Origin of the sequence: Pseudonocardia xinjiangensis (assembly GCF_012911925.1) — a bacterium.
Classification (GTDB): Bacteria; Actinomycetota; Actinomycetes; order Mycobacteriales; family Pseudonocardiaceae; genus Pseudonocardia; species Pseudonocardia xinjiangensis.
Window position 1 is genome coordinate 1 of record NZ_JAAXKY010000096.1, and the last position, 16,138, is coordinate 16,138.

Annotated in this window: 4 protein-coding genes; 3 read left to right on the forward strand and 1 reads right to left on the reverse strand. The window is 75.1% G+C overall.

Going from position 1 to position 16,138, the window contains the following annotated elements:
• Nucleotides 1-19: 19 nt before the first annotated feature.
• Genes HF577_RS24770 through HF577_RS24780 form a run of 3 tightly spaced genes read left to right on the forward strand, consistent with a single transcriptional unit; the run spans nt 20 to nt 15,462 of the window.
• Nucleotides 20-13,543, forward strand: coding sequence for a non-ribosomal peptide synthetase (locus HF577_RS24770; RefSeq protein WP_169398346.1), 13,524 nt, complete (start codon nt 20-22; stop codon nt 13,541-13,543).
• A gap of 7 nt (nt 13,544-13,550) precedes the next feature.
• Complete coding sequence (locus HF577_RS24775) at nt 13,551-14,651, forward strand: iron-siderophore ABC transporter substrate-binding protein (RefSeq protein WP_211174785.1); 1,101 nt, start codon at nt 13,551-13,553, stop codon at nt 14,649-14,651.
• Nucleotides 14,652-14,655: 4 nt separating this feature from the next.
• Nucleotides 14,656-15,462 carry an alpha/beta fold hydrolase gene (locus HF577_RS24780; protein WP_169398347.1) on the forward strand — a complete coding sequence of 269 codons (807 nt, stop codon included), beginning with the start codon at nt 14,656-14,658 and terminating at the stop codon, nt 15,460-15,462.
• A 143-nt stretch (nt 15,463-15,605) separates the two neighbouring features.
• On the opposite strand, the gene HF577_RS24785 is transcribed toward HF577_RS24780, so the two are convergent.
• Nucleotides 15,606-16,097 carry an SRPBCC family protein gene (locus HF577_RS24785; RefSeq protein WP_169398348.1) on the reverse strand — a complete coding sequence of 164 codons (492 nt, stop codon included), beginning with the start codon at nt 16,095-16,097 and terminating at the stop codon, nt 15,606-15,608.
• Nucleotides 16,098-16,138: the final 41 nt, after the last annotated feature.

Genomic DNA, 16,138 nt, shown 5'->3' on the forward strand with positions numbered 1-16,138 from the left:
CTCGGAGGGGGTGGGGGCGGTGCCGCCGCTGCCGATCGTGGAGCGGTTCGCCTCGTGGGGCGGCCCGATCGGCCGGTTCCGGCAGTCGATGCTGGTCACCGTGCCCGCCGAGGCCACGCTCGACCGGCTCGGCGCGGCAGTGCAAGCCCTGCTCGACACCCACGACGCGCTGCGCCTGCGGCTCACCCGGCACGCGCCCGGGCTGTGGGACCTGCACGTCCGGGAGCCCGGTGCCGTGTCCGCCGCCGACGTGCTGCGCCGAGTCGAGGTCACCGGACCGGCGCCCGAAGCGCTGCGCGCCGCGATCACCGAGGCCTCCACCGCCGCGGCCGGCCGGCTCGACCCCGACGCCGGTGCCGTGCTGCAGGCCGTCTGGTTCGACGCCGGCACCGCCGAGCCCGGGCGGCTGCTGCTCGTGGCCCACCACCTCGCCGTCGACGGGGTGTCCTGGCGGATCCTGCTGGAGGATCTGGCCGTCGCGTTCGCCGGTGACACGCCGGCCCCGGTCGGGACCTCGCTGCGTTCCTTCGCCAGGGCCGCGGCCGAGCAGGCCCACGAACGCCTCGGCGAGCTGGCGCACTGGCGGGCCACGGCCACGCCGGGCGGCGACCTCGTGGCGGGGGTGACGGCGTCGGGCACCGCCGGCGGCACCGCGGACCACGTCGTCGAACTGTCCCCGGCCGCCACCACGCCCCTGCTGACCGTCGTGCCCGCTGCCGCAGGCACAGGGGTCACCGAGGTGCTCGCCGCCGCACTCGCGGCCGCGGTGGGTCGCCGTCGCGGACCCGGCCCGCTGCTGGTCGACCTGGAGCGCCACGGCCGCGAGCCACTGACCCCCGAGACCAACCTGTCCCGCACGGTCGGCTGGTTCACCTCCGTCGCACCCGTCCGGCTCACCGCCGACCCGGACCCGGCCGTCGCGCTCGCGGGCGCCACCGAGGCACTGGCCGCCGCCCCGGACGGAGGCATCGGCTACGGCCTCCTGCGCTACGCGAACGCCCGCACCGCCCCGCTGCTGGCCGCCACCGCACCGGCGCAGGTGCTCTTCAACTACCTCGGCCGGGTCGACGCGCGCCCCGGGCCCTGGACGGTGGCTCCGGAGTCGGACCTGCTCGACGACCGCCCCGACGACGACCTCGGCGTCCCGTACGCGCTGATGGTCAACGCGGTGTGCCGGGACACGGGCGACGGCCCCCGGCTGCGGATCCGCCTCACCCACCTGGTCGACGTGCTGCCCGCGGACGAGGTGTCGCGGCTGGGTGCGGACCTCGTGGCGGCGCTGGACGAGCTGGTGGCCGGATCCACCGAGGCGACGGCGCCCGCGGACGCGGCGGACCAGACCGATCTGGTCGACCTGGTGGACCTGACCGACGGCGAGCGCGAACGGGTCCGCGCACTGTGCCCCGGTGGGCTGGAGCAGGTGTGGCCGCTGTCCCCGTTGCAGGAAGGGCTGTTCTTCCACGCCGCGCTGGACTTCGGCAGCGACGCCTACACGGCACAGTTCTCCCTCGACCTCGACCACCGTCTGGACGCCGCCCGGCTGCGCGCGGCGGCCGTCGAGTTCATGGCGCGCAACCCGACGCTGCGTGCTGGGTTCACCGACGCCGGGCTGCGCGCGCCGGTGCAGTTCGTGGCCGCGGCGCTCGAGGCGCCGCTCACCGAGGTCGACCTCGCCGAGCTGCCCGAACCCGAGCGCCTCGAACGGGCGGAGGAGCTCGCCGCGCAGGACCGGACCCGGCCCTTCGATGTCGCGTGCCCCCCGCTGTGGCGGCTGCTGCTGATCCACCTCGGCGCCGACCGGTCGCGGCTGGTGATCAACCGGCAGGTGCTGCTGTGGGACGGCTGGTCGGGCGCGCTGGTGATCGACCAGCTCCTCGGCCTCTACCACCACGGCGCCGCGGCCACGCCCGTCCCGGCGGGCGACTACCGCGCCTTCCTGCGCTGGCTGGCCGAGCGCGACGTCCCGGCCGCCGAACGCGCCTGGCGTGATGCGCTGGCCGGGTTCACCGAACCGACAGTGCTGGTCCCGGCGGCCCGTGGCCTCGCCCCGGTCGGGCCGCGGCGGCGCACCACCGTGCTGCCCGACGCCTCGGCCCGGGCCGTCCGTGACCTCGCGCGCCGCAGCGGCGTCACCCTCAACACCGTGCTGACCGGCGCGCTCGCGCTGGTTCTCGGCGCCGTCACCGGCCGCTCCGACGTGGTCTTCGGCACCACGGTCGCCGGCCGGCCGCCGGAGGTGCCCGGTCTCGACGAGGTGGTCGGGCTCTTCCTCAACACGGTGCCGGTGCGGGTCACGCTCGACCCGCGCGAGACCCTGGCCCAGCTGCTGCGCCGCGCCCAGGACGAGCGGCTGGACCTGATGGACCACGAGCACCTCGGCCTGGGTGCCGTGCAGCGGGCCGCCGGCCAGACCCAGCTGTTCGACGTGCTCTTCGTCCTGCAGAACTTCATCGACGAGACCGCGAGCAGCCGCTCGCAGGCCGAGTTCGGGATCACCGGCGGCAGCAGCCTCGACCACACCCACTACCCCCTGACGCTGGTGGTGGCACCGGGGGAGCAGATCGGCGTCCGGCTCGAGTACCGGTCCGACGTCGTCGACGACGGGTACGCGGAGGCGCTGCTCGCCCGGTTCGTCGGCCTCCTGGACACGCTCACCTCCATCGCCGAGCACACCCGCGTCGGCGCGGTACCGGTGCTGGGCGCGGACGAACGCGCCGCGATCGAGCGCGCGGGCTCGGGGCCGCAGGGCCCGCAGGACGTCGACACCGTCGCCGACCTGCTCGCCGTCCAGGCGGCCGCGACGCCGGACGCGCTCGCGCTCGTGTGCGGGGACCAGCGGCTCACCTACGCCGAGCTGGACGGCCGGGTCAACCGGCTCGCGCGGCTCCTGCTCACCCACGGCGCCGGGCCGGAGCGGGTGGTGGCCATCGGCGTGCCGCGCTCCGTCGACACCGTCGTCGCGCTGTTCGCGGTGCTGCGCACCGGCGCGGCCTACCTGCCGCTGGAGCTCGACCACCCCACCGACCGGCTGGCCGCGATCCTCGCCGACGCCGAGCCGCTGCTGCTGCTTTCCACCAGCGGAGCGAGTGCCCGCTTCGCCGGTACCGCACCGCTGCTCCTGCTCGACACCCTCGCGGTGCGGACCGAGCTGGCCACTCTCGCTCCCACGACGATCGACGACGCCGCCCTCGGCGCGTTCTCCCGGGAGCGGGCGGGCCGGATGCTGCACCCGGCGTACGTGATCTACACGTCGGGCTCGACGGGACGCCCCAAGGGCGTGGTCACGCCGTACCGCGGCCTGACGAACATGATGCACAACCACCGCACCGAGATCTTCGCGCCCACGGTGGCGGCGGCGGGCGGGCGACGGCTGCGGATCGCGCACACGGTGTCGTTCGCCTTCGACATGTCGTGGGAGGAGCTGCTCTGGCTCGTCGAGGGGCACGAGGTGCACGTCTGCGACGAGACGCTGCGCCGGGACGCGCAGGCGCTGGTGGCCTACTGCGACACCCACCGCATCGACGTGGTGAACGTGACCCCGACCTACGCCCAGCACCTCCTCGCGGAGGGCCTGCTGGAACGCGGCGAGCGCCGTCACCGTCCCGCGCTGGTGATGCTCGGCGGCGAGGCGGTGTCGGAGACCGTGTGGAACCGGCTGCGCGACACCGACGACACGGCGGGCTACAACCTCTACGGCCCCACCGAGTACACGATCAACACCCTCGGCGGGGGCACCACGGACAGCGCGACCCCCACCGTCGGGCGGCCGATCCGCAACACCGCCGGGTACGTGCTGGACGGCTGGCTGCGTCCGGTGCCGGACGGCGTGCCCGGCGAGCTCTACATCGCCGGGGACGGCCTCGCCCGCGGCTACCTGAACCGGGCCGAGCTCACCGCGGAGCGGTTCGTCGCCGACCCGCACCGGGCGGGCGGGCGGATGTACCGCACGGGCGACCTCGTGCGCCGTCGCCCCGACGGCATTCTCGACTTCCTCGGCCGCACCGACGACCAGGTGAAGGTGCGCGGCTACCGGGTCGAGCCCGCCGAGGTCAGCGCCGTGCTCGACCGGCATCCGCTCGTCGCCCGCTCCGCTGTCGTGCCACAGCGGGAAAGCGGGGAGGCGAGGCTGACCCGCCTCGTCGGCTATGTCGTGCCCGCCGCGCTGCCCGCCGACGTGCGCGCCGAGCTGGGCGCGCAGCAGGTCGGCGAGTGGAACCAGGTCTACAGCGACGAGTACACCGAGATCCCGGTCGCCGTGGTCGACGAGGACTTCTCCGGCTGGGACTCCAGCTACGACGGCGAGCCGATCCCGGTGCCCGACATGCGGGAGTGGCGGGAACGCACCGTCGAGCGGATCCGGGAGCTCGCCCCACGCCGGGTGCTGGAGATCGGGGTCGGCACCGGCCTGCTGCTTGGGCGTCTCGCCCCGGACTGCGAGGCCTACTGGGGCACCGACCTCGCGGCCCCCGTGATCGGGAAGCTGCGGGAGGTCCTCGCCGGGGACAAGGAACGGTTCGGCCACGTCGAGCTGCGCTGCCGTCCCGCCGACGACCTCGACGGCCTTCCGGCAGGCTTCTTCGACACCATCGTGATCAACTCGGTGGTCCAGTACTTCCCCGACGCCGGCTACCTCGACCGGGTGCTGCGCGGCGCCCTGGAGCTGCTCGCGCCCGGCGGCGCGCTGTTCGTCGGCGACGTGCGCAACGTGGCGGTGCTCCACGCCTTCCACACGGCCGTCCAGCTGCGGCGCACCGACGACGACGCCGCGGCCACGCAGCGGGCCGTCGACCGCGCGATCACCATGGACAAGGAGCTGGTGCTCGCACCGGACTTCTTCACCGGCCTGGCCGCACAGCTGCCCGGAACCACCGCGTCGGTGCGCACCCGCCGGGGCCGGCACGTCAACGAGCTCACCCGGCACCGCTACGACGTCGTCCTGCGCCGGGCCTCCGAGGTCCGGTCGCTCGCCGAGGCGCCCACGCTGATCTGGGGCGTCCAGCTCGCCGACCTCGACGGGCTGGCCGCGCACCTGGAGCGGCAACGGCCGGCGTTGCTGCGGGTGAGCCGGGTGCCCGACGCCCGCCTCGCCGGGGAGCTGGCCGCGGTGGCGGCGCTTCGGGACGGCGACGTGACGAGCGCCCGCGCCGCCCTGAGCGAACACAGCGGTGTCGAGCAGGAGGACCTGCACGCGCTCGCCGAGCGGCTCGGCTACCGGCTGCACGTGACGTGGTGCGCCGCCCAGCCGGGCACCGTCGACGCCGTGTTCGCCACCGGCGACGGACCGCTCGCCGGGGACTACCTCCCGGCCGACGGCGGGCGCGTCGCCAACGACCCGACGGCGGCGCGCAGCGCGAGCGAGCTGACCGCCCGGCTCCGCACCGACCTGGGCGCGCAGCTGCCCGACTACATGGTCCCCGCCACGGTCGTCGTGCTGGACGAGCTGCCGATCAACGCCAACGGCAAGCTCGACCTCACCGCGCTGCCCGCGCCCGAACCGGTGGTGCGCCGCGGCAGCGGCCGTGCGCCCGCCACCGCGGTGGAGCGCACGCTGTGCACCCTGTTCGCCGAGGTCCTCGACGTGCGGGGCGCCGAAGGGGCCGACCCCGGCGTGAGGGTCGACGACGACTTCTTCGCCCTCGGTGGCCACTCGCTCCTGGCCACCCGCCTGATCGGCCGCGCGCGCACGGCACTGGGTGCGGAGCTGGCGATCCGAGACCTGTTCGAGGCCCCCACGGTGGCCCGGCTCGCCGAACGGGTGGGCGCCGCGCGCCCGGCGCGGCCCGCCCTCGTCGCGGCCGAGCGGCCCGAGCGGGTGCCCCTGTCGCCGGCGCAGCACCGGCTGTGGCTGCTCGACCGGCTGGCCGACGGGCCGGAGCGCGCGGCGGCCTACCACTACCCGCTGGCGGTACGGCTGCACGGCGCGCCCGATGTCGGGGCACTGCGGGCGGCACTGGCCGACGTCACCGCGCGGCACGAGGTGCTGCGCACCGTCGTCGCCGAGCACGACGGCGTGCCCTACCAGCGCATCCGGCCTACCACCGACCCGGCCGCCGCGCCCGCGCTCGACGTCTCGCCGGTCTCGGCGGACGAGCTGACCGCGCGGGTCCGTGCGGTGGTCGAGCGGCGCTTCGACCTGGGCGCGGACCTGCCCCTGCGCGCTGTCCTGCTGGCCGTGGGCGGCGGCCCGGAGCACGTGCTCCTGCTCGTGCTGCACCACATCGCCACCGACGAGTGGTCGGACCGGCCGCTGCTGTCCGACCTGGACGCCGCCTACGCCGCCCGCCGGGCCGGGGCGCTCCCCGACCTCGCACCGCTGCCGGTGCAGTACGCCGACCACACGCTCTGGCAGGCCGACCTGCTCGCGACTCTCGGTGCCGAACAGGAGGCGTTCTGGACCGAGGCGCTGGCGGGGCTGCCCGAGGAGATCCCGCTGCCGGTGGAGCACCCGCGTCCCGCGGTCCGTCACGGGACGGGGGGCCGCGTGCAACGGGAGCTGCCCGCGCCGGCGGTGGCTGCCCTGCGGGCGCTGGTCGCGCGCACCGGGACGAGCATGTCGATGCTCACCCACGCCGCCACGGCGGCGCTGCTGCACCGGCTCGGTTCCGGCGACGACATCCCGCTCGGGGTGCCCGTGGCCGGGCGCTCCGACGCCGCGCTGGAGGGCTCGGTCGGGTTCTTCGTCAACACGCTGGTGCTGCGCTCGGACCTGTCCGGCGACCCGACGTTCACCGAGCTGCTGGCCCGCACCCGGGCCACCGACCTGGCCGCGTTCGACCACGCCGACCTGCCGTTCGACCGGGTGGTCGCCGCGCTCGGAACCCGGCGTGAGGCCGGGCGGAACCCGCTGTTCCAGGTGATGAGCGGCTACCACCAGGTGCCGCCGGAGCCGGACACGCTGCTGGGCCTGCCGGCGCGGCCCTACGACACGGAGACCGTGCACGCCAAGTTCGACCTGCACGTCACGCTCACCGAGCGGCTCGGCGACGGCTCGGTCACGCTGCTGCTGGAGCACGCCACCGACCGGCTCGGCACCGACGCGGCAAGCGCACTGCTGGACCGGCTCGTGCGGCTGCTGGAGCAGGTCGGCGCCGACCCCGACCGGCGGGTGGGCGCGCTGGACCTGCTGACCGCCGCGGAACGGGTCGGTGCCCTCGCTGCCGGTACCGGACCGGCGGTGGCCGTTCCCGCCGCCACCCTGCCCGTACTGCTCGCCGAGCAGGCCGACCGGACGCCCGACGCGCTCGCCCTGGTCGTCGACGGCGACGGGGAGCCGCAGTGGCTGTCCTACTCCGAGCTCGACCGGCGGGTCGACGCCCTCGCGCGGGCGCTCGCCGCTCGCGGGATCGGCCGCGGTGCGCTGGTGGCGGTGGCGCTGCCGCGCTCGGCGGAGCTGGTGGTGGCCCTGCACGCCGTGGTGCGGGTCGGGGCGGCCTACCTCCCGCTCGACCCCGACCTGTCGGCCGAGCGGCTGGCGTTCCTGCTCGCCGACGCCGCGCCCGCCGCCGTGCTGACCACCGCGGCGCTGCGGGCCGCGACGTCGTGGCCGCCACGCTCCGGCGCGGTGCTCGCCGTCGACGAGCCCGGGTTCGCCCCGGGCGGAGCGGGACCCCGGCTGGCCTGTCCCGCCGGTCCGGCCGACCCGGCGTACGTGATCTACACGTCCGGCTCGACGGGCCGGCCCAAGGGCGTGGTCGTCCCGCACGCCGGCATCGTCAACCGGCTGGCCTGGATGCAGGACGAGTACCGGCTCACCCCGGACGACCGCGTGCTGCAGAAGACGCCGTCGAGCTTCGACGTTTCGGTGTGGGAGTTCTTCTGGCCCCTGCTCACCGGGGCCGCGCTGGTGGTGGCGCGCCCCGACGGCCACCGCGACCCCGCCTACCTGGCCGCGCTCGTCGTCCGCGAGCGGGTGACCACCGCGCACTTCGTGCCGTCGATGCTCACCGAGTTCCTGGCCCACCCGGACGCGGCGGGCTGCACCGGGCTGCGCCGTGTCGTCTGCAGCGGCGAGGCTCTGCCCGGCGCCACGGCCCGGCGGTTCGGTGAGCTGCTGCCCGGGGTGCGCCTGGACAACCTGTACGGCCCCACCGAGGCGGCGGTCGACGTCACCCGGCACGCCGACGCGCCGGCCACGACGGGTGCCGGGGTCCCCATCGGCACGCCGATCTGGAACACCGGCGCGCACGTGCTCGACCTGCACCTGCAACCGGTGCCCGACGGCGTGGCCGGTGAGCTGTACCTGTCGGGCGTCCAGCTCGCGCACGGCTATCTGGCCCGGCCGGGCCTGACCGCGGCGCGGTTCGTCGCCGACCCGCACGGGCGGCCCGGCGAGCGGATGTACCGCACCGGTGACCTCGCCCGCAGGCTGCCCGGCGGCGAGCTGGAGTTCCTCGGCCGCTCCGACGACCAGGTCAAGATCCGGGGCTTCCGGGTGGAGCCGGGGGAGGTCGAGGCGGCGCTGCTCGCGGCTCCGGCGGTGACGGCCGCGGCCGTCGTCGTCGACGAGTCCGCCGCCGGTGAGCCGCGCATCGTCGGCTACCTGACCGGTGCGGGGGCCGACCCCGCCACCGTGCGGGCGTACGTGGCCGACCGGCTGCCCGCGCACATGGTGCCCGCGGTCCTCGTCACCGTCGACGCATTGCCGCTCAGCCCCAACGGCAAGCTCGACCGCGGCGCACTGCCCGCCCCCGACCTCGCGGCCGGCCCGGGCGTCGAGGCTCCCCGCACCGAGCGGGAGGCGGTGCTCTGCGCACTGGTCGGGGACGTCCTGCAGGTCGACACGGTCGGCGTGCACGACGACTTCTTCGCCGCAGGTGGCACGTCGTTGTCGGCGATGCGGCTGGTCGGCCGGATCCGGGCGGCCACCGGGGTCGACCTGGCCCCGCGGGCGGTGTTCGACGCCCCGACCCCGGCCGGGCTGGCGGAGCTGCTGGCGGGCGCCGTCTCGGTATCCGGGCGGGGTCCGGTGCGGCCCCCGCTCACCGCCGCGGCGCAGCAGGCGCACCGGCTGCCGCTGTCGGCGTCCCAGCGCCGGATGTGGCTGCACTACCAGCTGCGCGGCGTCGACCCGACCTACGTCGTCCCGGTGGCCTGGCGGCTGCGCGGCCCGCTCGACGTCGCCGCGCTCACCGCGGCGGTCCGCGACGTCGTCGACCGGCACGAACCGCTGCGCACGGTCTACCCGGACAGCCAGGGGCCGGACAGCCAGGGCATGGCCTTCCAGCAGATCCTCGCGGCACCGGACGTCCCGCTGCCGCTCGTGGAGACCGACCGGGCCGGTCTGGGCGCGCTCGTCGACGCCGAGGTGGACCGCGGTTTCGCGCTCGACCGGGAGCTGCCGGTCCGGGCGCGGCTCTACCGGTTGACCGGCACCGACGAGCACGTGCTGCTGCTGCTCGTGCACCACATCGCCACCGACGAGTGGTCGACGGGCCCGCTGGTGACGGACCTCGCCGCCGCCTACACCGCGCGCGCGGCCGGGTCGGCCCCCAGCTGGGCGCCGCTGCCGGTGCGCTACGCCGACTACACGACCTGGCACGAGCGGCTGCTGGCCGCGGTCGCCGACGACCAGCTGGCGTTCTGGCGCCGGGCACTGGCCGGCCTCCCGACCGAGCTGGCCCTGCCCACCGACCGGCCGCGGCCGGTCGAGCTGAGCCACGTCGGGTCCACGGTCCCGTTCACGGTGGACGCGGCGACCGCCGGACGGCTCCGCGAGGTGGCGCGCCGCCGAGGCGTCAGCATGTTCATGCTGGTCCACGCCGCGGTGGCGGTGCTGCTGCACCGCATGGGCGCGGGCACCGACATCCCGCTCGGCTCCCCGGTCGCAGGCCGCGGCGACCCCGCGCTCGACGACCTCGTCGGGTTCTTCCTCAACACGGTGGTGCTGCGCACCGACCTGTCGGGCGATCCGACGTTCGCGGAGCTGCTCGACCGGGTCCGGGAGGCCGACCTCGCCGCGTTCGACCACGCCGACGTCCCGTTCGAGGCGGTCGTGGAGGCGCTCGACCCGGAACGCTCGCTGGCGCGGCATCCGCTGTTCCAGGTGATGGTCGTGCACCTCAGCGGCGTCACCGGGCAGGCGCCGGAGCTGCCGGGCCTGGCGGCCGAGGTGGAGCCCGTGCAGCGCGCGGTGTCGACGTTCGACCTGTCGGTGAACGTGGCCGAGGTGCCCGACGGGCTGACGGGCACGCTCGAGTACAGCGCCGACCTGTTCGACCGCACGTCGGTCGAGCTGATCGCCGCCCGGTTCACCGCCGTGCTGGCCGCCGTCGCCGCCGACCCGGAGGTGCCCGTCGGGTCGATCGACGTGCTGACCTCGGCGGAACGCGAGCGCGTGCTGCACACCTGGAACGCCACGGCACTCCCGGTGCCGGAGCGGACGTTCGGCGCGCTGTTCGCCGACCAGGTGGCCGCGCGCCCGGACGCGGTGGCCGTGGTCGACGGCGAGCGGGAGGTCGGCTACGCGGAGCTCGACGCGCGGTCGCGGCGCATCGCGCTGCTGCTGCGCCAGCACGGCGTCGGGGTGGAGGACGTGGTCGGGGTGGCCGTCCCGCGCACCGCCGACATGGTCGCCACCGTGCTGGCGGCGGTCCGGCTGGGGGCCGCGTGGCTCCCGCTCGACCTCAAGCACCCGGCGGAACGGCTGCGCGGGCTCGTCGAGGACTCGCACGCGGCACTCGTCGTGGCGACCGCCGCGGTGACCGACGACCTGCCGGTGGTCGACGGGGTGCCGACGGTGCTCCTCGACGATCGGGCGGTCGCCGCGCGGCTCGTGGCCCCGGTCGCCGACGACCGGCTGCCCGGCGAGCCGGCCGGGCTCGGCCACACCGCCTACGTGATCTTCACGTCCGGCTCGACCGGGCGTCCGAAGGGCGTCGCCGTGCCGCACGACGGGATCGCGAGCCTCGTCGCCACCGCGGTCGAGCGGATGGGCGTCGACGCCGGGTCCCGGGTGCTGCAGTTCGCCTCGGTCGGGTTCGACGTGGCCGCGTTCGAGCTGGCCATGGCGCTGTGCACCGGCGCCACGCTGGTGCTGGCGCCCGAGGAGGTGCGCACCGCCGACCACACCCTGACCGACTTCCTGGCCGCGCAGCGGATCACGCACATGGTGCTGCCGCCGTCGCTGGTCTCGGCGCTCCCGCCGGACTGCGAGCTGCCTGCCGACTCGGTGGTGCTGGTCGGCACCGAGACCGTGCCGCCCGACCTGGTGCCCCGGTGGGCCGGGAAGGTGCGGCTCTTCGCCGCGTACGGGCTGACCGAGGCCACCGTCAACTCCACGCTCTGGCGTGCGGACCCGTCCCGACCTGGTCCTGTGCCGATCGGCGTGCCCGATCCCAACACCCGCGCCTACGTGCTCGACGATCGGCTGCAGCCGGTGCCGCCCGGCGTGGTCGGGGAGCTGTACGTGACCGGCCGCGGGCTCGCCCGCGGCTACCTCGGCCGCCCCGCCCAGAGCGCGGCACGGTTCGTCGCCTCACCGTTCGGCGGGCCGGGGGAGCGGATGTACCGCACCGGGGACCGCGCCCGCTGGACCCCCGACGGCCTGCTCGAACACCTCGGCCGCTCCGACGACCAGGTCAAGATCCGGGGCTTCCGGATCGAGCCGGGCGAGGTGGCGGCCGTGCTCGGTGAGCAGCCCGGCGTGGCGCAGGCAGCGGTCGTCGTGCACGGCGCTGGCCGCACGGCCCGGCTGGTCGGCTACGCGGTGACGGCACCCGGCGCCGACCTGGACCCGCGCGCCCTGCGCGACGGCGTGGCGCAGCGGCTCCCGGAGTACATGGTCCCGGCCGTGGTGACGGTGCTGACCGACCGGTTGCCGTTGACCCCGAACGGCAAGCTCGACCGGCGCGCCCTCCCGGAGCCCGACCTCGGCGCCACCACCGGTCGTGGACCGTCGACCGCCCGCGAGGAGCTGTTGTGCGGCCTGGTCGCGGAGGTGCTGAACCTGCCGGCAGTGGGTGCCGACGACGACTTCTTCGCCCTCGGCGGCGACAGCATCGTCGCCATCGCGCTGGTCGGGCGGATCCGGGCGGCCGGGCTGCAGATCTCGCCGCGGCAGCTGTTCACCCACCGCACCCCGGCCGCGCTGGCCGCGGTGCTCGACGGGGACGGCCGGCCCGGCATCCGCTCCGTGCCGACCGAGGTGGCCGCCCTGCCCGGCCCCGCGACCTCGACGGATGCAGTGGATACCGACTACTCGGGACCCACCGCCCCCACTCCGGCGCTGGCGGCGTTGCGTGAGTCCGGCCTGCCCGTCGCGGGCCTCGGCTCGCCCGTGCTGCTGGCGGTGCCCGCGGGCCTGTCCGCGGACCGGCTCGCCGCTGCCCTGCAGGCCGTCCTCGACGCGCACGAGGCGCTGCGTTCCCGGCTCGTGCGTCCCGCGGACGGACCGTGGTACGTGGACGTCGCGCCGCGGGGGAGCGTCCGCGTGGCGGACGCCGTTCTCCGGATCGAGGCCACGGAACCGCTCGCCACCGAGGTACTCGCGCACGCCCGCGCCGCGAACGAGCGGCTCGACGCCGAGGCCGGCCGGATGCTCCAGGCCGTCTGGTTCGACGCGGGCCCCGACCGGCCGGGCCGCCTGCTGCTCGTGCTGCACCACCTCGTCGTCGACGGGGTGGGCTGGCGGATTCTGCTGGAGGACCTCGCGGCCGCTGCATCCGGCGGCCGTCCGGCGCCGGTCCCGGTGCCCTACCGCGAGTGGGCCGCCCGCGTGGCAGCCGATGCCACGAGCCCGCAGCGCGAGGCCGAACTGCCGCTGTGGACCGGGCTGCTGGGTGCGCCCACACCGCTGTTCGCATCCCGCAGGCCCGGCGCCGATCAGGCAGCGGTCGAGCGGAGCAGGCCGGCGGCCGGCCTGCTGTCCCGGGTGCCCGCCGCGGTGCACGCGGGTGTCGACGACGTGCTCGTCACCGCCCTCGCGGTGGCGGTGGCGCGCTGCCGTGCCCGGTGGACCGGCGATGGCACGGGGCGCCAGGGCACCGGGCTGCAGGTCGCCCTGCAGGGGCACGGCAGGCGGCCGGAGCAGGTCCGGCACTCCGGCGAGGCGGCCGACGAGGGCGCCGATCTGACCCGCACGGTCGGCTGGCTCGCCGACGTCGTGCCGGTCCGGGTGGACCCGGGTGCGGTGGAGCCCGACGCGCTCGCCGCGGCCGTGGCCCGGGTCCGGGACGACAGGGCGGCACTTCCCGACGGTGGTGCCGGGTACAGCGGCCTGCGCTACCTCAACCCCCGTACCGCGGCGCTGCTCGCCGGGGCGGCGCGGCCCGAGGTGTACCTGAACTACGAGGGCCGGTTCACCCGGGCCGAGGCGACGGACTGGGCCACGGTCGTCGAGAACGACGCGCTCTTCGCGGACTGGGGCGAGGATCGGCCCGACGAGTTCCCGCTCAGCGTCCTGGTCCGGGTGGCGGACCGGCCGGACGGGCCGGTCCTCACCGCGCGCTGGATCGCCGCGCCGGCCGGCCCCTCCCCGGCGGAGCTCGAGGAGCTCGTCACGGAGTGGTCACGCGTCCTCGACGAGCTGGAGCAAAGGTTTGCCTAACTTAATCTTGATTGCCATACTCCGCACGTTCGGCGCGGGCCGCTCGGCCCGTGTCTTCCGCTCCCCGCACGACCTGGAGGTCCGGGTGCCCAGGAGAACGAGGCCACTGCTGGCCGCAGCAGCCACCGTGGTGGTCGCCGCCATGTTGGCGGCCTGCGGTGGAACCGCAGGTCAAGGGGGCTCCCCGGCGCCCGACGCGGCGCCGCCCGCTCCCGCCGGAGCCACCGACCAGTTCCCGGTGACGATCCAGCACAAGCTGGGCACCACCACCATCCCGGCGGAGCCGAAGCGGATCATCGCCCTCAGCTACGAGGAGGACACCCTCGGCGCGCTCGGGATCACCCCGGTCGCCTACGGCTCCAACGACTACCTGCCCGGCGGGAAGTACCCGTGGCTGGCCGGCAAGATCGACCTGTCCGGCTCCATGGAGCTGAAGAACGTCTTCACCGCGCCGAGCCTGGAGCAGATCGCGGGGCTGAAGCCCGACCTGATCCTCGCCACGAACTACTACGGGCTGGAGAACTACTACAGCCAGCTGAGCCAGATCGCCCCCACGGTCGGCTACCCCGAGGAGGCGGGCACCTCCAGCTGGCAGGTGATCAGCCGGATGATCGGCAAGGCCGTCGGGCGCAGCGCCCAGACCGAGCAGGCGATCGCCGCCACGGAGGGCGACATCAGCGCACTCGCCGCGCGGCTGCCCGGGCTGAAGGGCAAGACCTTCAGCTCCAGCTTCTACTACGACCCCGGCCAGCCCTTCGCCGTGATCGACGACCCCGCCACGATCTCGGTGGCGCTCTACACCCAGCTCGGGCTCGTGCTGTCCCCGACGGTCACCTCCACCGTCAAGGACCGCTCGCTGAGCATGGAGCAGATCGGGTCGTTGGACGCCGACTTCATGTCCATCGGCTTCGCCACGCCCGAGCTACGGAGCTCGCTCGAGGCCGCCCCGGCCTACCAGGCGATTCCCGCCGTGCAGGCCGGCCGGGCCTACGAGGCCGACGCCTTCACCGCCCAGACCTTCAACAACCCGACGCTGCTGAACATCCCGTGGCAGCTCGACCAGATCACCCCGACGCTGGAGAAGGTCGCCGCCGGGGCGGCCGGCTAGATCGGTGCCGACAGCAGAGCTCAACGGGATCCGCATCGGCTACGACGTCCGGGGCTCCGGCCCGCTCGTCGTGCTGGTGATGGGGCTCGGCAGCCCCGGCCGGGTGTGGCAGCTGCACCAGGTCCCGGCGCTGGTGGCGGCCGGGTACCGGGTGGCCACGTTCGACAACCGTGGCATCGGTGCGTCCGAGCCCGGGCCGCCGGGGATGACCATCGACGACATGGTGGCCGACACCGCCGCGCTGGTGGAGCACCTGGGCGGCGGTCGGGCGGCCGTGGTCGGCACCTCGCTCGGGGCCCGGGTCGTGCAGGAGCTGCTGCTCGCCCGGCCGGAGCTGGTGTCGCGGGCGGTGGTGCTGGCCGGGCACGGCAGGCTCGACGCCACGCAGCAGGCGCTGTCGGCCGGCGAGTGCGCACTGCACGACGCCGGCATCGCGCTGCCGCCTCGCTACCGCGCGGCCGTCACCGCGCTGCACAACCTCTCCCCGCGCACGCGGGCCGACCCGGTCGCGGTGCGCGACTGGCTCGACCTGTTCGAGATGTCGGACCCCGCGGCCGGTCCGGGGGTGCGGGCCCAGCTCGCGCTCGCCGAGTTCGAGGACCGCGGGCCCGCCTACCGGGCGATCACGGTGCCGACGCTGGTGGTCGGGTTCGCCGACGACCAGATGATCCCGGCCCACCTCTCCCGTGAGCTCGCCGCCGCGATCCCCGGCGCCGAGTACGCCGAGGTCGCCGACTGCGGCCACTTCGGCTACCTCGAACGGCCGGACGAGGTGAACGCGCTGCTGGTCGGATTCCTGGGAGCGTGCTGAACAACTCGGCCCTACTGGGCGATCGAGGAGTGCTTCCCAGGCCGCGGCGAGTCACTACCGACGTCGTGGTCACCGACCACCGTGACACGAACTGCTGTTGCAGTACCAGGTCGACGTGGCGCCCCTGATCTCCAGCGCGCGGGTCAGCCCTTCGCTTCGCGGACGTCCGTTCCCTGCTCCGCGAACGCCTTGAAGTCCTGCATGTGCTGTTGCGACTGCTTGCGGAAGGCACCGCGCATAAGAGGCCCTACCAGTCGCATCGGCAAGCTGCTGAACCGGTATTCGTTCTCTTGCGCCCAGAGGGTCGCCTCCGGACCGGATTCAGTCAGTCGGTCGCGCACGTCGCTCCACATGCCCTTGGCGACGATTTCGCGGGCGAAGTGGACGACGCTGTCTCTCGGGATCCCGTGCAGGTTCGCCGGTTCTCGGCGCGTGATGGTCTCGGTGCACTCCATTCTCTGCTGTCCCATCTGCAGCACGACGCGCGACTCGGTACCGACCTGCCCGTGCATGCCACTCAGCGGTTCGTGCAGCACCATGCCGCGCAGCCACTTCGGCAGGTGTGCGGGGTCGGCGAGCAGCTGGGCCACCCTCTCCCGCGGCAGGGCGATCTCGATCGAGACGGTGTACTTCATGGCGGAGCGCTCCAGGTTCTCCTGGCGAAGGATGCACGCTA